A 21,239-nucleotide genomic window follows, 5' to 3' on the forward strand; every position below is an offset into this window, starting at 1 on the left:
CCGGACCCTGCCAGGCACCATTGCTCACCCAGTCGTTCGCCACACTCCCGCCGCCGTCCACGAACGCCACGTGCGTCGCACCGGCATCCATCGACACCGGCGACGTCGCGGCGGCGGCCGAGGTGGCGACGACGTTCTTGTAGCGCAGGGCCTCGTAGTTGGTGATGGCGTGGCCGTCGAGCGTGCTCGCGTAGACGCTGCCCTGCCGCTGGTCGGCCACCGTGCCCGGGCGGTGCTCGGCGTCGTAGTGGAACGTCCCTGCGGACTTGTCGATCCAGGAGTCGAACAGCACGACGTGGTCGGCGGTGTAGTCCAGTGCGTCGCCCGGCTGCAGGCCGGTAAAGCCGATGACGTTGGTGGCGGTGACGGTCGAGACGTCCGGGAGGGTCCAGGTGACCAGGCTGTCCTTCAGGCCCCACGCCATGGAGATGAAGCCGGAGCAGTCCGCGCGGTACGGGCCGCCGACCGCGGCGTCCTTCCAGGCGAGCGACTGGCTGTACGGGACGGCGTTGTTGATCCAGTCGTGGGCCCGGGCGATGATCTGCTCCTGGGTGATCGGGCCGCCGAGCGCGGCCGGGCCGAGGCTCCCGATCGAGGTGGCGGGGCCCACGGGTACGGTTCCGGCGAACGCGTCCCCGGCCGGTATCAGCGCGGCCATCGCGCCGAGCAGCGATGCGGCCGCGAACGCGGCGACGCCACGCTTCTTGGGTGTTGAAGACATTGCTTTCCTTAGGTGGTCGGCGTGTTCAGCGGATCAGCGGGTGCTGCCGGCCGGGCGGGCCAGCAAGTTCGTGAGCAGCGACAGCACGTTCGGGTCCTGCTTCGTGTCGTACGGAGCGGCGGCGGGAGATCCCTCGGCCAGTTCGTCGAAGTGCAGGACGAGTACCCGTGTGCCGTGCGCCGCGAGGTAGAGGTGGTTGGTCTGCGCGCCGTGGGCCGAGAGGCCCTCGACCCCGGTCCAGGTACGTTCGAACGCCGCCGCGTCCGTGGCGGTGACGGTCTGCCGTGAGACAGCGTCGGCCGTGAGGTGGTTCGCGCTCTGCAAGGCCCTGGACGTGGACTGGCAGGAGCTCATGCCGGAGCGGACGCCCTCGTACGCGGCGCCGGCCGCGGCCTCGGTGCCGAAGGTGTAGATCTCCAGCACTGCGGAGTTGCCGCCGCTGCTCAGGTACGGCTGCTGCTGCCAGGTCGCGGCGCCGTGCACGCTCGCGCACTCGTTCAGCGCGATGTCATGGCCGGTGATCTGGCGCACCGGCCCCGCGGCTTGCGCGGTCCACGACTGGGCGGTGACGGCGGCGAGGTCGGAGGGGACCTTGGCGCTGGTCGCGGCGTCGAGTGCGGGTGCCGTCGCGGGGTTGCCCGGTGCGGCAGCTGGGTTCCCCCCGGCGCGCTTCGCCGGCGCCCCGGGAGCGCTGGGGGTCGCGGCAGCGCCCGGCGCCCCGCCGGCGCTCGGCGTCGCCGGCGACGCGCTCGCCGTGGGCGTCGGCGGCGTCGAGGGCGTCGGCGACGTGCCGGCGGCGGGCGCCGTCGCCGTGGTGGCCGCCTTGACCTGGTCCGTGGCCAGCGCGTGTGTGCCACCGCCGAGCACCACCAGACCCAGCGCACCGGCGCCGAGGACGGCGCCGGCCGTCAGCGCTGCCGCCCGGCGGGATCCTCGTATGGAGAACTTGATTGCTGGCATTGCGAACTGACTCCTAGGAACGAAGCGTGGGTGAGGGTCTTTGCCGCCCTGTGCGCGCGCGGCGTCCGAGTGGCGAACGGCGCACGGGAGCCTCGGCCGCCGGATCGGCCGGCTGTCGCGTTCGGCGAGGCGGGTGCGGCGGGCGGTCAGGCCTTCGCGCGCCGCGGGTCGTCGGCCTGCGGGCACGGCGCCCCGGCGGGCGGCAGGTAGCGCCGCTTCAGCGCGGGTGATGCCTGGTGGCCACGGGTGAGCAGCGCGGCAGCCCGGTGCAGCGGGCCGTGGGCCGCGGGCGAGGTGGGCTCGGGCGAAAGGAAGTACAGGAGGAGATCGACCCGGTCGCTGTCGAGGGAGCCGGAGATGTGTTCCAGGCCGTCCTTCGGGGTGGTGTGCGCCCACAGGATGCCGACGACCTCGGCTACTTCGCCGGCCGTTGCGGGCGACACCTCGGGGCGGCGGCGCAGGCTCGTGTAGACACAGTCCATCTCGTGTCTAGCCCCATTGGGCGTTGCCGGCGGGGAAGGTGGTGACACCGGTCGCCGTCGTGGTGGTGGCGGCGTGGGCGGCGCCGGCCGCGACGGGCAGCAGGGCGACGACGCCGGCGGCGAGGGCGGCGACCGCGGTGGCCAGACGGAGACGGGTGCGGATCATGGCGTTGGTCCTTCGCTGGAGAGATGACGGTGAGTCGGTTCCCGTTTCGCGTCCCGCGGTTGACGCTCGTTCCGGTGCCTTCTCGTGGTCGGCGGGGTGTTCCCTGCCGGCGATGAACAGCTTCGCCGGTTGGTCGACGCCCCCGGAAGGACCTGCGGCTGTCGTCAACTCGCCTGGCGCCATCTCGACAGCCTGTCATGGACGCGTCAAGTCATGAGATCTTAAAGGATCTTGAAGCGCTGGTTCCCGAAGTGCGACGATGCGGTGCGCGTGCGGACCGCGGACGGTTCGGACGCGGAACCCGGGGGGGGGGACGCAATGCTGGAAGCGCTGGGCTTGAGTGTGCTCGGAAGCAGGGTCTACCGGGCCATGCTCGACCACACCGATCACGGAGTCGCTCGGCTGGCCGAGCTGTGCGGGGCCTCCCCCGCCCAGGTGCACGACTGCCTGGACGAACTCGCCCGCCTGATGCTGGTGCGGGCCTCCGCCGACCACCCCGGCGAAATGCGTGTCGTTTCCCCCGACGTCGGCCTGGCGGACATGCTCGCCCGCCAGGAGGCGGACCTGGCCGCCCGTCAGGCCCAGCTCGCCGCCTCCCGGGCGGCCGTCACACGTCTGGTCGCCGAACGCGCCGGCGCCCACGCCACCCACGGTGAACGACTCCTGGGGATGGACGCCATCCAGCGCCGCATCGAGCAACTGGCCCACGGCATGTCGCACGAGTGCCTGGGCGTCCACCCCGGCGCCAGCCACCGTCCTGAGGACCTCGCGGCCGCACGGGCCGCCGACGAGGAACCGCTGGCGCGCGGGGTCGTCATGAAGACCCTCTACCAGGACACCACACGCAACGACCCGCACACCACGGCCCACGCCCACTGGCTCCTCAGCCGCGGCAGCGAGGTACGCACCGCCCCCGTCCTCCCCCAGCGCCTCGTCATCTTCGACCGGGCCCACGCACTGGTCCCCATCGACCCCGCCGACACCCGCAAGGGCGCCCTGCACGTCACCGAACCCGGCCTCGTCACCGCTCTCCTCGACCTCTTCGACCAGGCCTGGGCCACCGCCGTCCCGCTCGGCGCGCTGAGGTCCGACGACCCCGCGACCGGCCTGACCGACACCGAACGCCAACTCCTGCGCCTGCTGGCCGGCGGCCTCACCGACGACGCGGCCGGCCAGCGCCTCGGCATCTCGTCACGTACCGTCAGCCGCCACATGGCCTCGATCATGGAACGCCTCGGCGCCACCAGCCGCTTCGAAGCGGGCCTCAAGGCCGCCCAACGGGGCTGGCTGTAGCGCACCGGCCACCGGCTCGCCGGGGAGCGGAACAGTGCCGTGCCCCGGCAGAGGCCACCCGACGATCATCAACAGAAAGAGGCCGCTCCCACCATCCGGTGGAAACGGCCTCTGACCTTCGTCGTCCATCCAGTCCATGAAACCCAGCAAACGTCCAGGTCAGCGGGTTGCGCGTAGTGTTGCCGCAGTCGGCTCGTTGATCACCGGGAGACGAACGCCTGCCTAGTGGATCTACACGGTGCCACGAGGGCCATCCTTACTTACTGTGCGTAGGTCTTCAGGCTCCTGCCATTGCGGCAGCATGGTCATGAACCCGAAGTCCTTGGCGATCTTCTCCAACTCGGCTGTCCACGGCTTGCCGATGAGCACCTCGTTGAAGGCGAGCATCGCTGCGTGGAGGATCCACAAGGAGTACAGGTGGCAGGCCACGATCTCTTCATGGATCGGCATCTGGCTGACGTGGAAGGCTTCGCCGTCGTCTTTGAAGAACATTTGGGCACCAGTGAGGGTGGGGTGCACGAAGCGCGAGTCGACCTGGTAGAAGGTTCGCTCCCTGTCGAGGCCGTACCCCTGCATCAAGTGCTCGATCTTGGCGAGGCGCTCGTTGGGGTCCGGTGCGATGCTCTCCTTCACCGTCTTCACGGTGTCGGCCATGACCTGATACGCGTCTTTGTATCGGTCGGCAGTGCCGTCTGCCCGAAGGGCCTTGGCCAGCTGGATCTGATCGTTATGCAACTTGCGGTTGTAGATGTCGCCCATCCGGTCGCCTTGGTCGACACACCACCGCAGCGTGATGGCGTGCTCAAGGGCGCTTCGACGGTTGGGCGCGGCAGCCCTGCACGCGCCGGCCGTATGCAAGCCGAGGACCGCTCTGACCTGGTGGGCCACGGTGAAGAAGAGGCCCCAGCCGATCATGCTGGCCCGGTTCGTCGGGTCGATGCGGGTGTGCAGGTCGTTCGTGATCAAGTTTTCGAGACGGAGCAAGCCGTCGCTCGGGTCTGCATCAGCCATCGCACTATCCTGGCGAACACCCCACGGCCGCCGCTACGAGATTTCGTTCAGGCGATGGCTCTGGGAAGGCTAAAGGCTGTCCCGCAAAGCGCAGTAGGAAACACGTGGTGGTCGCTCCGGGAGTCGCTGGCGTGAGCTGCGATGATCCTGTCGCAGAGAGAGGGATGTCGTGACGGTGGATGTGCGGCCGGATCGGTGCAGATCGTTGCCAAGGTAGGGTCAAGCTTCATGGCCGCGGATCTGGAGCGGGCATTCGAGGTCTGGGTGTATCTCGCCAGCCAGGCTGGGTGGCAGGTCAGCCCAGTCGAAGGCGTATCTGTGGATCTCGGTGCTGGGGAGTGCGGGGTCGTGGACATTGAGGGTCTGCGCTACCTGGTGCGCCAGAGCCGGCGAGTTCGGCGCACGCTTTGTCGACGACGCCAGCGGGAGACCTGCTCAGCGCCCGGTCCTTGGGTTCGCGGCGTGGGCAGAGCCGGCGCTTTCCCCGGAAAGCGTGGATTCCTGGTCGAGCTCAATCCGTAGGGGTTACCTGGCATGATCTCGCCGTGACTGGTGTGATCACGGCGTCCGAGCCCTCACCGTACGGCCCCACTGGTGGGCGGAGTTGGGGGGTGGGGCCACGGATACTAAATCCAGTCCCGGGGTGGATGCCGGGGACCTTTCCACCCACCCCCCACGGTCGCGAGTCTCCTACGATCTCCGTCCGACCCATCACACCGCACCGTATCCCGAGCCACTGACAACACGGCCCGTCCAGGGTGAGAGCCATGGTGAACCTTGCGGGGCAGCAGCGGGCATCATCGAATCCCACGGCGATAACAAATGATCCGCGTACACGTACCCTCGCATACGTCGTACGGTGGTGCGACATGGGAAGCAACTCATCGAGGCAGTCACCCTAGCGCCTGTCTCAATCGAGGGCGCTGTGCAACGCGCCATCTGGGACAAGGTGCAACGCTTTGATTCGGTCCGCCTTGACACCGAAAAGCTAGTGGGACTCATTGAGACGAGGAACTACTTCTGTGACTGGCTCAGCTGAACCCGCGGAATTATGAGCGTGAGCACCTCCAACGATAATCCAGATACCACAGCCGAGACGGTTTCCCTATTGCTTCGTAAGGCAGCAGATGAGTGGATGGATCCGCCACTCTGAGTGTTTGAAGGGTCTGCCAGGCAAGTCTGATGGGCGCACGCGCTGCTGCGCACGCGCAGCTACCAACAGACCTGCTGGGGTTTCAAGGGCACCTATGTATGCGCTCTAGCACTTCACTTGAACGAGGCCTGCGCCTCACACATACCACTAGGTACCCTTTTCGCGAAGAGAGTCATCTGGCATTATGTGGTGATGAGAAATCAGCCGTAGACTAAGTCCACCCTCACTAGATAGGCCAATAGGCCTGGGGTTGAAGGGTGACCGAGACTTTGAGGTCTACGAGACAAGCCTTTAACCGTTGAAGACTTTGTATCCCGTTACGATGATCCAAACCACAATTGCAACACCAACGCCCACCGCAAGGCCCGCTGCTTCTGCACCAATGATTGGCATCCCGACGATGGGGACCTCAAGTGCTGGGTGGCAACCAGCTGTTAGGTCAAGCCCAGGCGCTGCCGGGTAAATGGTGTCATCACTAGCACACCAAACCTTGCCGCTCTGAGCCAGCAGATCTGGCCCTGCGAAACTTCCCAGCAGGCCAAATACAGTGCCACCTACTCCACCTGGAATCAAAGCTGCGGTTGCATGGTTTGCCCAGCCCGAAGCCATGTCGATTTCAGTCATTAGCCCTCCGGTCGCCCTATCGCCCTTTCGGTACATCCAGGACAACAAGCGGGCAGCCGGTACGTCTAGGACTATCTTTTGTAGACACTTCGTGAGACACTGGCCGCCGGCATCTGTTGATTTAATTAACAACTGTTTGCCAAGTAGTGCCTGCACTGGCGGAGTTACTGCTCTGGTGGTCCTGAGAATTTACCCACCTGCCTCATGGTGGGGGCCCAACGCGGGAAGGCCTCATCGGACATTAGGGAGCAGCTGCAACGCTGCCCGATCCGCCGGCAAGCGTAAGGCCTTCCCACTCCCGCCACGATCCAGACGGCCGGCCAAACCCTCAGGACGAGAGTCGGCTGCGCGGAAGTGGGTCCGCGGTTACGTCGCTTGGCGTGTCCAGTTGCCCTACAAGAATTCGGGCTAGTCCCCCCGTACGGCGAACCAGGAGCGTGTCTGCGGTGCGCTTTTCGTGTTTCGGAGCTGGGAGCACTGTCGCAGTTACCTCTGGGAATCCGCACTCTCTGAGGAGCACGCACCAGATGTCAGACTGGTAGTCCCATCGCTTCACGATGGCGGGGTCGTCTTCTGGACCCCCGCGGGATGTATGACGCTTGGCACGCATAGCGGCATTGAACGGGTGATCGTTGGCAGAAGGCGAACACTCCTCCCGGTTTGAGGTTGGCGTGAACGGTGGGCAGCAGTAGGCCGGGGTCGGTGAACCACGCCGTACCCAAGACGCTGAACACCGCGTCGAAGATCGTAAAGCGAGGTAGGCGGCAGCGTCGCCCTGGTGCAGTTCCATGCCCCGGATGCTGGGCCACCGCTCGTGGGCCTCGTCGAGCTGCTTCCCGGAGACGTCCACGCCGATGGCACTAATACCGAGGGTGGTGAGGTGGGCGAGGTTTCCGCCGGATCTGCAGCCGAGGTCGAGCACCGTGTGGCTCGGGTTGAGGGCCAGCACTTCGGTACCAGGTCCGTGATCGGCGTACTGCGTCCAGTTGAACCACGTTGCTTCGCCTTTGGCATTGCTCAGTCTGCGCTGCGGCTTGCTCTGCGAGTAGAAGTCCCATGCGGTGCGGCGATCGTCGGTCATCGGCATCCGTTCTGGTTCATGGCGACAGCCGCCCGGAAAAGTACCGGGCGGCTGAAGCGCTGGGCTGGGTTGGCTACTTGACGGGGCTGTCGGAGCATCCGGCCTACGACTGCGTGCAGTCGGCGGCATCGGTGGACGCGCTGCCGATGGGCCAGAAGTCCGGGTCCGTTTCGTACCCGGCCTTGCGGATCATCTCCGCCGTTCGCAGCATCGCGGCTCGGCCCTCCTCGGAGTTGTGGCCGCCGTCGCGGTCAGGGACGTGGTGGATGAAGCCGCTGGCGAGCGTGTTGCAGAACTCGGCGTACGGCTTCGTGTGCAGAATCAAGGCTGCGAGAACAGGTCCACCCGGAGGATGGGGATCGCCTTCTCGGTGGTGGTGCCGGCCACGGCAAAGGACGCAACGAGCTGTTCCACACCCCGGTTGCCCTGGTCGTCGGTGATCTCCGGCCAGTAGTCCTCGCGGACAACGGTGATGAGGTCGGTCCGGAGGCTGGGACTGATCAGGCACAGAGCGTTGGTGGTGTCGTGCTGGGTGGCCGTCACTGGCGTGCCTTCCTTGTCGTTGCGGAGCATCGAGGGCACTTGCAGGGCGGCCATGGGGCGGATGTCATGGGCGTGAGCGGCTTGCTGGCTCGCTCGGCCGGGTAGACGAGCTGACTGCCGAGGGTTCGGCCACTGTCGTGGGAGACCCGCAGCGTCATGGGCACCGGACGCCTGCTGGAATGCAGTGTCGGCAGCGGTGGGCTTCATGTTGGCCTGCTTGATCACCATGTCCCGGGACGATAGGAGCGGCCCAGCCCTGTGAGGATCCGTGCTTCTTGTTGCTTCCTGATCGGTTCCGGCTGCTTGCAGCCGCTTCTGCTGCGGGATCCCGCTACACCCTTCTGTTTCCCCTGATCGTGCATCTACGGTTCGAAGCGGTCCGGTTACAACGATCAACAGGAGGCGTGTGATGCAACTCCTTCATCGGTACGACGTCCTACGACGGCAAGTGCCCGACCCTCTACGAGACCAACGACGGTCAGATCGTCGTCCAGGAGTACAGGCTGACTGGCGAAGAGGCTCTGGAGCAGCTGCGGGATGGACTGCCCGGTGAAACGTTCGTCGTGGTACCGCGGGAGTTACTTACCCGCTTTGCGCCCAAGGAGTGAGTCTCCCGCTTGATCGACAGTGGGGGCGCCCCTTCAAGTCGGTCAAGCTTCGCCGCGAGGCGCACCGGCGGATGGCCCAGGCCCGCGTGCGCAGGGTTCGTCTCTACGACGCTCGCCATGCGTGCCTGTCCTGGATGGCGAACAACGGCGCACGACACCGTCGTCTCAGCCTGGGCCGGTCACAGCGACCTGTCCTTCACGAAGCGGGCCTACGTCCCCCCGACAGAGTAGCCTCAAGGCGGGCTCGGAAAAGCTCGGCGAGCTGCCGTCCGGAGCGGCGTGATCGACAGCGTCTGTGACGATTTGCGACACGCACGGTCTTGGAAACGATCAAGGGCCTTGCCTCACCGAAGTGAAACAAGGCCCTCATCTGCGACTACGGGAACATCCCCTAGTCGGGACGACAGGATTTGAACCTGCGACCCCTTGACCCCCAGTCAAGTGCGCTACCAAGCTGCGCCACGTCCCGATGCCCGCTGACCTGGGGGTTTCCCCTGGCCGAACGCGCATGAGAACGATACCGCATTTCCGTGGGTGGTCGCGCGCGCCTTTCCGCCGTCGGGTCGCGGTCAGGTCAGCCGGTGCCGCCGGTCAGCTCCGGATGGGCCGCGGCCAGGCGTTTCGGGGCCGCCTGGAGCCAGGAGTCGATCAGGATGGAGCGCAGTTCGGCCTCGTCCCGCACCGCCGCCAGGCGGACCCGGATCCACGCGTAGTTGTCGTCGTGGCCGTCCCGCATGAAGAACTTCTCCGGTTCCGCCGCGATCAGCTCGGCCCGGTCCTCCTTGGGACACTTCACCCCGATCGAGGTGTCGTCGTCGGCGAGCGCGGCGAAGATCTTCCCGCCCACCCGGAAGGTCGGCATGCCCCACGCCGGCTTTTCGCTGCTGTCCGGGAGGGACAGTGCGATCAGGCGGACGTCCTGCACCGTGGTGGTCATCCCCGGGACTCCTCTCCAGCCTCCGGTTCCGGTGGATCCTCGTCCGACGACCGTAGCCCCCACCACCGACAGGCGTGCTCATGCGCGCCGGTCCTCCCGCTCGTGCAGCAGGGCCACCAGCTCCGCCGCCAGCCCCTTCGCGGTGGCGAGTCCCTCCGTCCCCCACCGCCGCGGCACCACGTCCACCGCGCACACCGTGCCCAGTACGACCCCGCGCCGGTCGGTCAGCGGCGCCCCCAGGTAGGACCGGACCCCGCTCTCGTCCACCACCGCGTTCCCGGCGAACCGGGCGAAGTCCCGGACGTCCTCCAGCACCAGCGCGCGCCTTCGCACCACCACGTGCGGGCAGTATCCGTGGTCGCGGGCCAGGACCCGGGCCGGGTAGCCGCTCTCCGGGGCGTCGGGCGCGTGGTGCAGGCCGGCGAAGAACTGGCGTTCCTCGCCGACGAAGTTCACCCCCGCGTGGGGCGCGTCGAGGACGTCCGACACGCGTCGCGCGAAGGCGTCGAGTTCGGTGTCCGCCCGCTCCCCCAGTCCCATTTCGCGCAGCCGGACCGCCCGTGCGGGCGCCTCCCGGTCCACGGGCGTGAGCAACAGGTGTCCGGTCGATTCGTAGTACAGCATCACGCTTCCCCCGACTCCATTGACGATGACGTTGACGTTGACGACAGGCACAGCAGGTGACGGACCAGGGCGGCCAGCGTCACCGTCCCGGAACTGGTCAGGCGCGCGTCGCACCGTACGACGGGCACCTGCGGCCCGAGCCCCACCGCGTCCCGGACCTCGTCCGGCGTGTAGCGGTGGCAGCCGTCGAACTCGTTGACGGCGACGATGAAGCCGATCCCGCGCCGCTCGAAGAAGTCCACGGCCGGGAAGCAGTCCGCGAGCCGGCGGGTGTCGGCGATCACCACGGCCCCGAGCGCGCCCGCGCACAGCTCCTCCCACAGGAACCAGAAGCGGTGCTGGCCGGGCGTGCCGAAGAGGTAGAGGACGTGGCGGTCGTCCAGGGTGATCCGCCCGAAGTCGAGCGCGACCGTCGTGGTGGTCTTGGCTTCGACTCCGTGCAGTGGGTCGGCGCCCGAGCCGAGGTCGCTGAGCAGCTCTTCCGTGCTCAGCGGCTCGATCTCGCTCACCGCGCCGACGAAGGTGGTCTTGCCCGCCCCGAAGCCCCCCGCGACCAGGACCTTCAGGGTGACAGGGGCGTCACAGTCGTCTGCGTAGGCCATCGAGCACCGCCAGGAGGAGGGACTGGTCATCGGCGGCGAACGACCCTCCGCCCGGGAACCGCGGCGCCTGTGCCATGACGGCTCCGTACTCCATGAGATCGGACAGCAGCACCTTCACCACCGTGGCGGGGAGCCGCAGCTGCCCCGCCAGCTCGGCGACGGTGAGCGCGGCGGCGCCGGCGCACAACCGCAGCGCGAGGGTGTGCTCGGCGCCGAGCGGGACGCGCGGGCGCACCCCCGTCGCGGTCATCCGGGACAGCAGGTCGAGCGCGACCCCCGGTCTGGTCCGGCCGCCGCTGGCGGTGTACGGGCGCATCACCCGCCCCGCCGAGCCGTCGAGCCATGGTGTGTCCCGCCCCTTTCCGCAAGCCCCGTGCGTGCCGGGCGCCCCGTGTGCCCCGTGTGCCCCCCTGTCTTGGGCCCTCATCGCTCCACGTTCGCGGCGGGCCGCCGGGGTGCGGCCGCGAGGTACGGCCGGACGCTCTTGACCAGCATCGCCATCTCGTAGCCGAGCACGCCGGCGTCGGCCTCCCGGTCGGCGAGGACGGCCAGGCAGGTGCCGGATCCGGCGGCGGACACGAAGACGAGAGCGGTGTCGAGCTCGACGACGACCTGCCGCACCTCGGCGCCGTCGCCGAAGCGGGCTCCGGCGCTGCGGCCGAGGGAGTAGAGGCCGGAGGCGAGGGCCGCCAGGTGGTCGGCACTGTCGGGGTCCAGGCCGTGTACGCAGCTCACGAGCCCGTCGGCGGTGAGCAGTACGGCGCTGCGCGTGTACGGCACGCGTTGGACCAGGCCGCTGAGCAGCCAGTCGAGATCCGAGAGCCGGCCGCCGGTCTTCGTCGCCACTTCGCCGCCCATGGTGATGCGCTCCTTCGTCATACCTGGTTCTCCGACTGCGCGAGGCCGAAGCCCCGCTGGAAGGCGGCCATGAGGCCGGGGTCGTGTACGGGTTGCTCGGTGTCGGCGGGGGGCCGCGGTGCGGGCGCGTCGCGCAGCTGGGGTGCGAGGTGCTGCTGGGCCCGACGCCGCGGCAGCACCGGCCGCTCGCCCGCGGCGCACCCGTCCCCGCCCCGGGCATCCGCTGCGGGATCGAGCCCTCGCGCAGCCTCCGGCCCGGACTGCCCTGCGGCCCACGGCGCCGGGGCAGGATCGGGCTCCCGCTCGGCCGACCGTCCAGCCGAAGGTGCGCCCTCGGGCTCGCCCGGTCGAGCGGGCACCGGCGGGGCCGACGGTTCGGCCGCGGCCCCCCGCAGGGGCAAGGGCCCGGACTGTCCCGCACCTGCTGCGGCCCACGGCGCCGCCTCGGCGGCGGGCCCCTGACCGGCCGGCTGTCCAGGCGCAGGCACGGCCTGCGGCACGGCCTCGAACCGGGCCGCAGGATCGGGCTCCCACTCGACCGGCCGTCCGGTCGCCGGGGCGGCCGACGGATCGGCGGCAGCCGCCGTCGGGGGCACCGCCCCGGCTGCGGCCCACGGCACTGCCTCGGCAGCAGGCCCGTGCCCGGCCGGCCGGTGGGTCTCGGGCTGCGCCCAGCTCCCGGGCTCGGCCGGGGCTCCTGGCCGGGCATCCTGCCCGGTGCCGGGTCCGGCCGGTGAGCGCCCGGAGTGGGGCCCCGGCGCCGGGTCGGGGCCGAGGGCCGGCGCCGGCTGCGGCTCGGTGGGGCGGGCCGGCCAGGGGTCTGCCGTCGGCGCGGCCGGTCCCGCGTGGGGCTCGGGGCGGGGCGCCGGGATCGTGGGCGAGGCATCCGCCCGGCGCGGCAACGGCATCGGGATCCGGGCCGGCTCCAGCGGCGGCGTCACCCGCGAGCCCTCGGCAGCCTCCGCGCCCAGCAGCTCCTGCGGCAGCACCAGCACCGCGAGGACGCCGCCGTAGATGTTCGACTTGAGCTCGACGGCGATCCCGTGCCGGCGCGCCAGCGCCGAGACGACGTACAGGCCGATCCGCCCGTCCGCGAGCAGGCTCCGGACGCTGATCTGGTCGGGGTCCCCGAGCAGGGCGTTCATCCGGTGCTGTTCCTCGGCCGGCATGCCCAGTCCCCGGTCCTCCACCTCCACCGCGATCCCGGCGGTGACCCGCTCGGCGCGCAGCACCACGTCGGTGTCGGGAGGGGAGAACACCGTGGCGTTCTCGACGAGTTCGGCCAGCAGGTGCACGACGTCCGCGACGGCGTGTCCGCGTACGCTGCCGCCCGCCGGCGGCACGACCTTGACCCGGGTGTACTGCTCGACCTCCGCGACCGAGGAGCGGAGGACCTCGCTCAGGTCGATCGGCCGGGTCCACTGGCGGCGGGACGCCGCACCGCCCAGCACCGCGAGGTTCTCGGCGTGGCGGCGGATCCGGGTGGCGAGGTGGTCGACGTGGAAGAGCTCCTTGAGCAGGTCCGGGTCCTCGACCGTGTCCTCCAGGTCGTCCAGCAGCGAGATCTCGCGGTGGACGAGGGACTGGAGACGGCGCGCGAGGTTGACGAAGACCTCGACCTTGCGCTCGCTGTCGGACGGCGTGACCGGCCCGGCGAGCCGTACGAGGGCCGTGTGGGCCTGTTCTCGGGCGCCGCGCAGCTCCTGGGAGAGCAGCCAGAACTCGTCCACGCCGGCCGGGTCACCGCCGGTGAGCGGCGCGTTCGGCCCGCCCCGGACCGGCCGCGGCGGGGCCTCGCCCCGCTCCAGCCGTTCGGCGGCCGTCCGCAGCTCCTGGCGGCCGCGCACGCTGGAGCGGCGCAGCGCTTCGCACCGGTCGCGTACGGCCTTGGCCGCGCGCTGCGCGCCGAGCAGGGCGGCGGCCAGGGCTCCGACCACGAGCAGGGCGCAGCCGGTGAGCACGGGCCAGAGCCGGGCGTCGCGGTCGCCGGCCCCGCCGCCGAGCTGGAGGGTGAAGATCACCGCGGCGGCGCCGCTGAGTGCGGCGGCGAGCGTGGGCAGGAGGGCGGCGCGTACCAGCTGGGGGCGTATCTGCCGGGCGGGACCGGTGACGGCGTGTCTCGACGGGGCGTGGCGGGCGGCGCGGAGTCCGGACATCGGCGTCCTCGGTACGTGGGGCCCGGCCCCCAGCGTTCCCGGGGCCCGGTGTTGATCACCGAATACCCACGCTAGACCCCACCGTCCCGCCCCGGACCGTCAGTTGGCGAACTTCGCGGGGGTGCTTCCCGCTCCCGATGGAGCGCTCGCACAGCAGCCCGAATGCGCCGGTCAGCCTGCTACGGCCGCCCGGCGCCGCCCCCTCCCGCCGCCGGACCGCCGCCGGACCGCCGCCGGAGCGGCGCCCGAACGACACCCGAACGACACCCGAACGGCGTCGGCCGCCCCACGACAGCACTGCCGTGGGGCGGCCGGTCTCCGGTGCCGGGGGCTACGACCCGACGGACTCCGGCTTCTCCTGCCCGCCGGCCGCCGCCGACGCCACGCGGGCCGCTGTCGCCGCCGTCCCGCCGGCCTCGTGCGCGGGCACGGCCGCCGGCCCGTCGACGGGTCCGGCCGCCGTCGCCCCGGCCACGAACGGGCGCCACCACGGCTGGGCGGGCGCACCCTCCGCTCCCGGTTCGAACGGCTGGCCGGGGATCGGGAGCGCCACGGCCGCTCCGGCCCCCTCGGCGGCGGCCAGGGTGCCCTCGCCGGGCTCGTCCCACGGGTGCAGGGCCAGGTTGAAGGTGCCCCAGTGGATCGGGAGCATCGTGCCGTGCGCGGCGCCGCCCTGGAGGTCGAGGTGGGCGCGCATGCCTTCCTCGGGAGTCATGTGGATGTCGGGCCAGTACTCCGAATACGCCCCGATCTGGATCATCGTCGCGTCGAAGGGGCCGTGGGCGGCGCCGATCTCCGCGAAGCCGGGGAAGTAGCCGGTGTCCCCGCTGTGGTAGATCCGGTGCTCGTCGCCGGCGACCACCCAGGAGGCCCACAGGGTGTGCTGCTGGTTGCGCAGGCCGCGGCCGCAGAAGTGCCGGGCGGGGGTCGCCGTGAGGGACAGTCCGGCGATCTTGGTGGTCTCGTTCCAGTCGAGCTCGCGCAGCCGGTCGGCCGGCACGCCCCAGTGCTCCAGGTGCGCACCGACGCCGAGCGGGACGGCGAAGACCGTGTCCGTACCGGCCAGCGCCTTGATCGTCGGCAGGTCGAGGTGGTCGTAGTGGTCGTGCGAGATGACCACGACGTCGACCTCGCCCAGCGCGGCCAGCGGGACCGGCACCGGGTGCAGCCGCTTGGGGCCGGCGAAGGGGAAGGGGGAGCAGCGCTCGCCCCACACCGGGTCGAACAGCACCCGGTGCCCGTCGATCTCCGCGAGCACGCTGGAGTGCCCCATCCAGGTCAGGCGCAGTCCGCTGACCGGCGGCTTCGCCAGGTCCGCGAGGGTCGTCGGGTGCACCGGGATCGCGGCACCGGGGCTGCGCCGGATCCGCTGCTCGCGGTGGAAGTAGATCTTCGCGAACTCGGCCATCGACCCCGACGGCCTGTTCCGGGCCCCGACCGGGTTCTGGAAGACGCCGTCGGCGAAGTTCGGCGAGCGGCGGATCCGCTCCAGCCGGGCGCCGGACGGGTCCGCGCCGAAGGCTTCGGGCCGCAGGGCGCGCAGCCGAGGACGGAGGGGACGGGAGCCGGTCAAAGCGCCTCCAGGGAGGGGTGGGGTCGGTGCGGTCGTATCGCTACGACCATCCCAACGCACACCGGCCCCGAAGGATTCCGCCTGCCGCTCCCGCCCCCTCGTGTCCGCGTCCTCGTGCCGCAGGTCCTCTTGCTACAGCGGCAGCAGGTCCGGCCGCTTCGCCTCGACGTGATCGCCGGAGGACTCGCCGCGCAGCCGGCGGCCGATCCACGGCACCAGGTACTCGCGGGCCCACTGGATGTTGTCGCGGGTCACGTCCACCGAGCCGCGCGGGCGCAGCTGCGGCCACGGCTGGTCGGGGTCGGCGGGCACCTGCAGGCCGAGCACCTGCGCGGCGCGCAGTGCGACACGGGTGTGCCCCTCGGGCGAGAGGTGCAGCCGGTCCGCGTCCCAGGCGCGCCGGTCCTGTACGGACTTCAGCGACCAGAGGTCGAGGACCGGGCAGTCGTAGCGGTCGGCGATGGCGCGCACGTGCGCGCTGTACGTCGCGACCTTGCCGCGCAGGTGCTTGAGGACGGGCACCCCCCGGGTGTCGAAGCCGGTGGTGATCATGACGTGGCCGACGGCTCCGGTGAGGTCGGCCACGGCCGCCTCGAACCGTTCCGCCACGTCGTCCGGGTCACTGCCGGGCCGGATGATGTCGTTGCCGCCCGCGCAGAAGGTGACCAGGTCCGGGGCGAGGGCCTTGGCCCTGGGCACCTGGTCCGCCACGATCTGGTCGAGGAGCTTCCCGCGCACCGCGAGATTCGCGTACCGGAAGTCGTGCTCGTCGCGCTGATCGGCCAGGAGCACGGCGAGCCGGTCCGCCCAGCCGAGAAAAGAATCCCCAGGCCCCGGGTCCCCCACGCCCTCTGTGAAGCTGTCCCCGATCGCCGCGTACGAGCCGATGGTCTTGAGTTTCGTCGTCGTCGCTGCCACGAGAACCCATCCTTCACTCCCGCAAGCAACCTACGCCAACGTAATGAGGGGTTGACGGGCCGTGATCTCTACCACGCCGGGCATAAGGAATAAGTACACGTGAGGCCGGGACCCCCCTCGGGTCCCGGCCTCACGCGTGTCGGTGCTCCGTCGGCCGGTGCCGTCAGAGGCTGGCGCCCTTCGAGCGGAGGTAGGCGATCGGGTCCATGTCCGAGCCGTAGGACGGGCTCGTACGGATCTCGAAGTGCAGGTGCGGGCCGGTCGAATTGCCCGTGGAGCCGGAGAGACCGATGCTCTGGCCGGCGGTGACGCTCTGGCCGGAGGAGACCGAGAGCTGGGAGAGGTGGGCGTACTGGGAGTACTTGCCGTCCGCGTGGCGGATGACGACCTCGTTGCCGTACGCGCCGCTCCAGCCGGCGGAGACGACGGTGCCCGCGCCCACGGCCTTGACGCTGGTGCCCATGGCGGCGATGAAGTCGACACCGGTGTGGTAGCCGGAGGACCACATGGCGCCCGCGACCTTGTACTGGGTGGAGATGCCACCGCTGACCGGGGCCACGAAGCCGGCGGCGGCGGGCTGCGCGGCGGGAGCCTGGGCCGGGGCCTCGGGGGCGGATTCCGGCTGCGCCTGCGGGGCGGCGGCCCGCCCGGCCGGCTTCGGCGCCTTGAGGGCCGCCTTCGGCGCGGCCTCGGGGGCGGTGCGCGGGGCGGGGACGGCGTCGACGCGGGCGGCGGCCTCGCCGCGGCCGCCGAGGGTCAGCTTCAGGCCGGGGTGGATCAGCGACGGGTTGCTGCCGACCGCTTCACGGTTCTCGGCGTACAGCCGCTGCCAGCCGCCGGAGAGGCCGCGCTCCGCGGCGATCTCGGAGAGGCAGTCGCCCGGGACGACCGTGTAGACGGTCGGCGCGGCCTGCACGGCCGCCGCGGGAGCGGCGGGCGCGGCCTGGAGGGTGGCGGGGGCCTGGGGGGCCACCGCGGGTGCGACGGCGGGGGCCGCCGCCGGGGCACCGGCCGCGTTGGCGCCGGCGGCGCCCATCAGCGGCAGGGCGAGGGCCGCGCCGCCGGTGCCTGCGACCGCGAATCCGCGGGAAATGGAAAGGGACTTGGGACGGCGGTGCTTACCCTTTGCAGGCATGGCGGGTTCCTCTCCGGCGCCTGCGAGGTGAGCTGTCGGGTTCGGACTGGAGATGTCCGGCCGTACATGTACGGGACATGAACGGCTTCACCCCGAGCCGTACCGGAGAAAAGATCTCCGGAACAGCGGCTTACCTGGTTCCCCCGCTCCTGCCGCGCGAAATGGTTCGGTTGCGGTTTCCGGGCGGCGGCAGGATTCGGCGATCCACCCGGATCGATCGCGAAGGTAATCCCTTGCGGGCACGCCGAACAAGCCGTGAATTCCCTGACGGATTCACAGGAATGAGGGACCGCCGGAATTCCGGTCACCCTCCGTCCATTCCGCTCCGCCAACAGCCGCCCCCACCGGGCCATTCGGCTTCGGCGATCAGGCACTCACGGTCACCGTATGATCTGGCTCACGGGGACGTGCCCGATCTCGCCTCCGGTTATGGCAAGTTGGCGCCAAGTAGCTCAATTCGGACAGAGGCCATACGAGAGGCGGAGGAGTTCCCTTGACCCAGCAGATACAGGAGCCGGAGCTGACCGGGGTGCGCAATTTCCGCGATGTGGGCGGATTGCCGACTTCTGATGGCCGAACGGTTGGTACGGGACGACTCTTCCGAAGCGGACATCTCGCACATGCCACCGAAACCGATGCAGAATTCCTCACCTCGCTCGGTCTCCACACCGTCTTCGACTTCCGCAACGGCGCCGACCACGCCCTGGAGGGCCCGGACGTCGAACTGCCCGGCGTACGCAACGTCAACATCCCGCTCTCGGACCCGGCGGACGGCCGGGAGTTCTGGCGACTGGTCCGCGACGGCGACCTCGACCAGCTCCGCTCGATCCTGGGCGACGGCAAGGCGGCCGCCCGGATGTCGAACTCCTACCGCCGGATCATCCGCGACCGCACGGCCGAGCACGGCCGCGTCGTCCGCGCCATCGCCGAGGACAGCGTGCCCGCCCTCCTGCACTGCGCGGCCGGCAAGGACCGGGCGGGCCTCTCCGTCGCCGTCACCCTGCTCGCGGTCGGCGTCGAGCGCGAGGCGATCGTGGCGGACTACCTGGAGTCCAACGCCCCGCACCGCCGTTACCGGGTGCGCCGCAGCTCCGCGTCGGCCGAGGCCCGCTCGCCGGAGGTGATGGAGCTGCTCGCGCCGCTCTTCGACGCCCGCGCCGAATACCTGGTCGCCGCCTTCGACACCATCGACGAGGTCTGGGGCGGGGTGGACCGCTACCTGGCGGAGGGCCTCGGGCTGACGCCCGAGACCCTCGACCGGCTCCGGGACCGCCTGCTGGTCTGATCCGACGGTCAGGAGACGGGGACCGGGACGGACACCGCGACGGACACCGCGACGGAGACCGGGGAGGCAGGCCGTCAGCGCGCCGCGACGGCCTGCTTCACCAGGGTCCGGCCGAAGTCCCACATCAGACCGGACCCGCCGTGCGCCTCGTCCATGACCTCGCGGAAGGCGCCGACGAACCGGTCGACGTCCCGCTCGTCCAGGACCAGCGGCGGAATCAGTTTGATCACCTCCAGGTGGTCCCCGGAGACCTGCGTGAGGATCCGGTGCTTCTGGAGCAGCGGCACCACGACCATCTGCGCGAAGAGGCCCTTGCGGGCCGCCTGGAGCATCGTCCAGCGGCTGCGCAGCCCCAGCGAGGACGGCCGGCCGAACTCGATGCCGATCATCAGCCCGCGCCCGCGCACCTCGTGCAGCAGCTCGTACTCGTCCACCAGGGCGGCGAGCCGTCCGCGCAGCAGGTCACCCGTCGTCCGGGCGCGCTCCACGAGCTGCTCGTCCTCCATGACGGACAGCACCGCCAGCCCGGCCGCCATCGCCTGCGCGTTGGATCCGAAGCTCGCGGAGTGCACGAGCACCCGGTCCATGGAGGAGTACACCTTCTTGAAGATCCAGTCCTTGCCCAGGGTCGCGCCGACCGGCACGTAGCCGCCCGACAGGGCCTTGGCCACGCACACCAGGTCGGGCTCGACACCCGGCTCGTGCTGGTACGCGTAGAAGTCCCCGGTGCGTCCCAGTCCGGTCTGCACCTCGTCCGCGATCAGCAGCGCCCCCCGCCGGTGCAGCAGCTCCTGCGCGGCGAGCAGGAAGCCGGGCGGGGCGGCGAGGACGCCCTTGCCCTGGATCGGCTCGACGACGAAGGCGGCCACGTCGCCGCGCTTCAGCTCCCGCTCCAGAGCGGCCAGGTCCCCCAGCGCGACCTTGGTGTCGGGCAGCAGCGGTGCGAAGCCGTCCCGGAACCCGCCCTCCCCGTTGACCGACAGCGAACCGGTCGTCAGCCCGTGGAAGGCGTGGTCGCAGTAGAGGATCCTGGGCCGCCCGGTGGCGTACCGGGCGAACTTCAGGGCCGTCTCGACCGCCTCGGTACCGCTGTTGCCGAAGAAGACGCGGTCCAGGTGCGGGCTGTACGAGAGCAGCTTCTCGGCCAGCAGCCCGGGCAGCGGCTGGCAGTCGAAGCGGGTGAGGTCGGCGAGCTGGGCGTCCAGGACGTCGTGCAGGGCCCGCCTGACGACGGGGTGGTGGCGGCCCAGGCCCATCACCCCGAAGCCGGCCAGCATGTCGAGGTAGTCGTTGCCGTCCGCGTCCCAGAAGTGGGCGCCCTCGGCCCGCTCGTAGACCTTGTCGAAGCCGATGGTGTGCAGCATCCGGGGCAGTTGGTGGTTGAGGTGGCGGGCGTGCAGCTCGTAGCGCTCCGCCCCGCGCGCTGCCAGCAGGGCGCCGAGGTCGAAACCGGCGCCCCGCCCCTCTTCCGCCGGGCTCATGCCGACCTGTCCCGGTTGCCTCCGACCGTCTCCCGGGCGGCCCGCAGGGACTCCTTGAGGGATCCCATGGTGGCGAGGACCGCGGTGGGCTCGTAGCCGCAGTGCGCCATGCAGTTCGCGCAGCGCGGGTCCTTTCCGCGGCCGTACTTGTTCCAGTCGGTCTCCTCGACGAGTTCCCGGTACGTGGGTACGTAGCCGTCGCTCATCAGGTAGCAGGGGCGCTGCCAGCCGAAGAGGGAGTAATTCGGAATGGCCCAGGCCGTGCAGGGGAAGTCGGCCTTTCCTTCCAGGAAGTCCAGGAAGAGCGGGGAGTGGTTGAGCCGCCAGCGCCGCCGGTTGCCGCCCGCGAAGGCTTTCCTGAAGAGTTCGCGGGTCTGGTCGACGCCCAGGAAGTGCTCCTGGTCCGGTGCCTTTTCGTAGGCGTAGGCGGGCGAGATCATCATTTCGTCGACCTGGAGGTCGTCATTGAGGAAGTTGAGCACCTCGATGATCGTCTGCGGGGTGTCGGTGTTGAAGAAGGTGGAGTTCGTGGTCACCCGGAATCCGCGCCTCTTCGCCTCCTTGATGGCCTCGACCGCCTCGTCGAAGACGCCCTCCTTCGCCACCGACTCGTCGTGGCGCTCGCGCAGGCCGTCGATGTGGACCGCGAACGCGAAGTACGGGGAGGGGGTGAACTTCTCGATCTTCTTGCGCAGCAGCATCGCGTTGGTGCAGAGGAACACGTACTTCCGCCGCGCCACCAATTGCCGCACGATCTCGTGGATCTGCGGGTGCATCAAGGGCTCTCCGCCCGCGATGGACACCATGGGCGCACCGGATTCCAGCACGGCGCCGACCGCCTGGGCCACCGGCATGCGCTGCTTGAGCACCCCGGCCGGGTGCTGGATCTTCCCGCACCCCTCACAGGCCAGGTTGCACGCGTAGAGCGGCTCCAGCTCGACGATCAGCGGGAACTTCTCACGCTTGCGGAGCTTCTGTTCGAGCAGATAGGTCCCGACCCTGACGGTCTGGCGCAGCGGCATGGCCAT

General features: G+C 70.0%; 22 protein-coding genes, 1 tRNA gene and 1 riboswitch. Of the genes, 3 read left to right on the forward strand and 20 right to left on the reverse strand.

Annotated elements, in window-relative coordinates; all coding sequences use genetic code 11:
• From IG86_RS40120 to IG86_RS43090, 4 genes are all read right to left on the reverse strand, one after another.
• The coding region (locus IG86_RS40120) for an NlpC/P60 family protein (protein WP_478212448.1) at positions 1-721 on the reverse strand (721 nt) is incomplete at its 3' end.
• Positions 722-754: 33 nt separating this feature from the next.
• A complete protein-coding gene (locus tag IG86_RS43085) occupies positions 755-1,681 on the reverse strand; it encodes a hypothetical protein (protein ID WP_051785392.1) in 927 nt (308 codons plus the stop codon).
• Between the two features lie 146 nt (positions 1,682-1,827).
• Positions 1,828-2,163, reverse strand: coding sequence for a hypothetical protein (locus IG86_RS0124740; RefSeq protein WP_030825862.1), 336 nt, complete (start codon positions 2,161-2,163; stop codon positions 1,828-1,830).
• A gap of 7 nt (positions 2,164-2,170) precedes the next feature.
• Positions 2,171-2,329, reverse strand: a complete 159-nt coding sequence (locus IG86_RS43090) for a hypothetical protein (protein WP_157854879.1) — start codon at positions 2,327-2,329, stop codon at positions 2,171-2,173.
• Between the two features lie 342 nt (positions 2,330-2,671).
• Between IG86_RS43090 and IG86_RS0124750 the strand changes: the two genes are divergently transcribed.
• Positions 2,672-3,622 (forward strand): LuxR C-terminal-related transcriptional regulator, encoded by a 951-nt coding sequence (locus tag IG86_RS0124750; protein ID WP_338116757.1) that lies wholly within the window; start codon positions 2,672-2,674, stop codon positions 3,620-3,622.
• A 231-nt stretch (positions 3,623-3,853) separates the two neighbouring features.
• On the opposite strand, the gene IG86_RS0124755 is transcribed toward IG86_RS0124750, so the two are convergent.
• From IG86_RS0124755 to IG86_RS44560, 4 genes are all read right to left on the reverse strand, one after another.
• Positions 3,854-4,633 (reverse strand): DUF5677 domain-containing protein, encoded by a 780-nt coding sequence (locus IG86_RS0124755; protein WP_030899734.1) that lies wholly within the window; start codon positions 4,631-4,633, stop codon positions 3,854-3,856.
• 1,444 nt (positions 4,634-6,077) lie between these two features.
• Positions 6,078-6,410, reverse strand: a complete 333-nt coding sequence (locus IG86_RS43095) for a hypothetical protein (RefSeq protein ID WP_157854880.1) — start codon at positions 6,408-6,410, stop codon at positions 6,078-6,080.
• A 1,184-nt stretch (positions 6,411-7,594) separates the two neighbouring features.
• Positions 7,595-7,816 carry a glycine-rich domain-containing protein gene (locus IG86_RS44555; protein ID WP_107056276.1) on the reverse strand — a complete coding sequence of 74 codons (222 nt, stop codon included), beginning with the start codon at positions 7,814-7,816 and terminating at the stop codon, positions 7,595-7,597.
• Positions 7,813-8,262 carry a hypothetical protein gene (locus IG86_RS44560; RefSeq protein WP_157854881.1) on the reverse strand — a complete coding sequence of 150 codons (450 nt, stop codon included), beginning with the start codon at positions 8,260-8,262 and terminating at the stop codon, positions 7,813-7,815. The genes IG86_RS44555 and IG86_RS44560 overlap by 4 nt, the downstream gene beginning before the upstream one ends.
• Positions 8,263-8,456: 194 nt before the next feature.
• On the opposite strand from IG86_RS44560, the gene IG86_RS44565 reads away from it, so the two are divergent.
• Positions 8,457-8,642, forward strand: a complete 186-nt coding sequence (locus IG86_RS44565; protein WP_078906029.1) for a hypothetical protein — start codon at positions 8,457-8,459, stop codon at positions 8,640-8,642.
• Positions 8,643-9,037: 395 nt separating this feature from the next.
• On the opposite strand, the gene IG86_RS0124765 is transcribed toward IG86_RS44565, so the two are convergent.
• From IG86_RS0124765 to IG86_RS0124810, 10 genes are all read right to left on the reverse strand, one after another.
• A tRNA-Pro gene (locus IG86_RS0124765) sits at positions 9,038-9,111 on the reverse strand.
• Positions 9,112-9,216: 105 nt separating this feature from the next.
• On the reverse strand, positions 9,217-9,579 hold the full coding sequence (locus IG86_RS0124770; protein WP_030825857.1) for an MmcQ/YjbR family DNA-binding protein: 363 nt from the start codon (positions 9,577-9,579) through the stop codon (positions 9,217-9,219).
• A gap of 78 nt (positions 9,580-9,657) precedes the next feature.
• Positions 9,658-10,203 (reverse strand): GAF domain-containing protein, encoded by a 546-nt coding sequence (locus IG86_RS0124775; protein ID WP_173429220.1) that lies wholly within the window; start codon positions 10,201-10,203, stop codon positions 9,658-9,660.
• A complete protein-coding gene (locus tag IG86_RS0124780; protein WP_030899737.1) occupies positions 10,203-10,805 on the reverse strand; it encodes a GTP-binding protein in 603 nt (200 codons plus the stop codon). Before IG86_RS0124780 ends, IG86_RS0124775 begins: the two co-directional genes overlap by 1 nt.
• Positions 10,783-11,121, reverse strand: coding sequence for a DUF742 domain-containing protein (locus tag IG86_RS0124785; protein WP_030825848.1), 339 nt, complete (start codon positions 11,119-11,121; stop codon positions 10,783-10,785). Before IG86_RS0124785 ends, IG86_RS0124780 begins: the two co-directional genes overlap by 23 nt.
• Before the next feature lie 107 nt (positions 11,122-11,228).
• Entirely contained in the window at positions 11,229-11,684 is a 456-nt protein-coding gene (locus IG86_RS0124790; RefSeq protein ID WP_385873096.1) for a roadblock/LC7 domain-containing protein, read from the reverse strand.
• The gene (locus tag IG86_RS40130) at positions 11,681-13,819 is read right to left on the reverse strand and encodes a sensor histidine kinase (protein ID WP_045936711.1); all 2,139 of its coding nucleotides are present in this window, start codon (positions 13,817-13,819) and stop codon (positions 11,681-11,683) included. Before IG86_RS40130 ends, IG86_RS0124790 begins: the two co-directional genes overlap by 4 nt.
• Before the next feature lie 331 nt (positions 13,820-14,150).
• Positions 14,151-15,392, reverse strand: coding sequence for an MBL fold metallo-hydrolase (locus IG86_RS0124800; protein WP_078906020.1), 1,242 nt, complete (start codon positions 15,390-15,392; stop codon positions 14,151-14,153).
• A 132-nt stretch (positions 15,393-15,524) separates the two neighbouring features.
• Positions 15,525-16,310 carry an SGNH/GDSL hydrolase family protein gene (locus tag IG86_RS0124805; protein ID WP_030825826.1) on the reverse strand — a complete coding sequence of 262 codons (786 nt, stop codon included), beginning with the start codon at positions 16,308-16,310 and terminating at the stop codon, positions 15,525-15,527.
• A gap of 163 nt (positions 16,311-16,473) precedes the next feature.
• Positions 16,474-17,445: a LysM peptidoglycan-binding domain-containing M23 family metallopeptidase gene (locus IG86_RS0124810; protein ID WP_030899745.1), complete on the reverse strand. Its 972-nt coding sequence runs from the start codon at positions 17,443-17,445 to the stop codon at positions 16,474-16,476.
• 4 nt (positions 17,446-17,449) lie between these two features.
• Positions 17,450-17,627: riboswitch (cyclic di-AMP (ydaO/yuaA leader) on the reverse strand.
• 311 nt (positions 17,628-17,938) lie between these two features.
• Between IG86_RS0124810 and IG86_RS0124815 the strand changes: the two genes are divergently transcribed.
• Positions 17,939-18,730 (forward strand): tyrosine-protein phosphatase, encoded by a 792-nt coding sequence (locus IG86_RS0124815; protein WP_030825820.1) that lies wholly within the window; start codon positions 17,939-17,941, stop codon positions 18,728-18,730.
• Positions 18,731-18,804: 74 nt separating this feature from the next.
• Here IG86_RS0124815 and IG86_RS0124820 read toward each other — a convergent pair whose 3' ends face one another.
• Both IG86_RS0124820 and hpnH read right to left on the reverse strand, forming a co-directional pair.
• The gene (locus IG86_RS0124820) at positions 18,805-20,211 is read right to left on the reverse strand and encodes an aspartate aminotransferase family protein (protein WP_030899748.1); all 1,407 of its coding nucleotides are present in this window, start codon (positions 20,209-20,211) and stop codon (positions 18,805-18,807) included.
• Complete coding sequence (gene hpnH, locus IG86_RS0124825) at positions 20,208-21,239, reverse strand: adenosyl-hopene transferase HpnH (protein ID WP_030899752.1); 1,032 nt, start codon at positions 21,237-21,239, stop codon at positions 20,208-20,210. The genes IG86_RS0124820 and hpnH overlap by 4 nt, the downstream gene beginning before the upstream one ends.

The organism is Streptomyces virginiae, assembly GCF_000720455.1.
Taxonomy (GTDB): Bacteria; Actinomycetota; Actinomycetes; order Streptomycetales; family Streptomycetaceae; genus Streptomyces; species Streptomyces virginiae.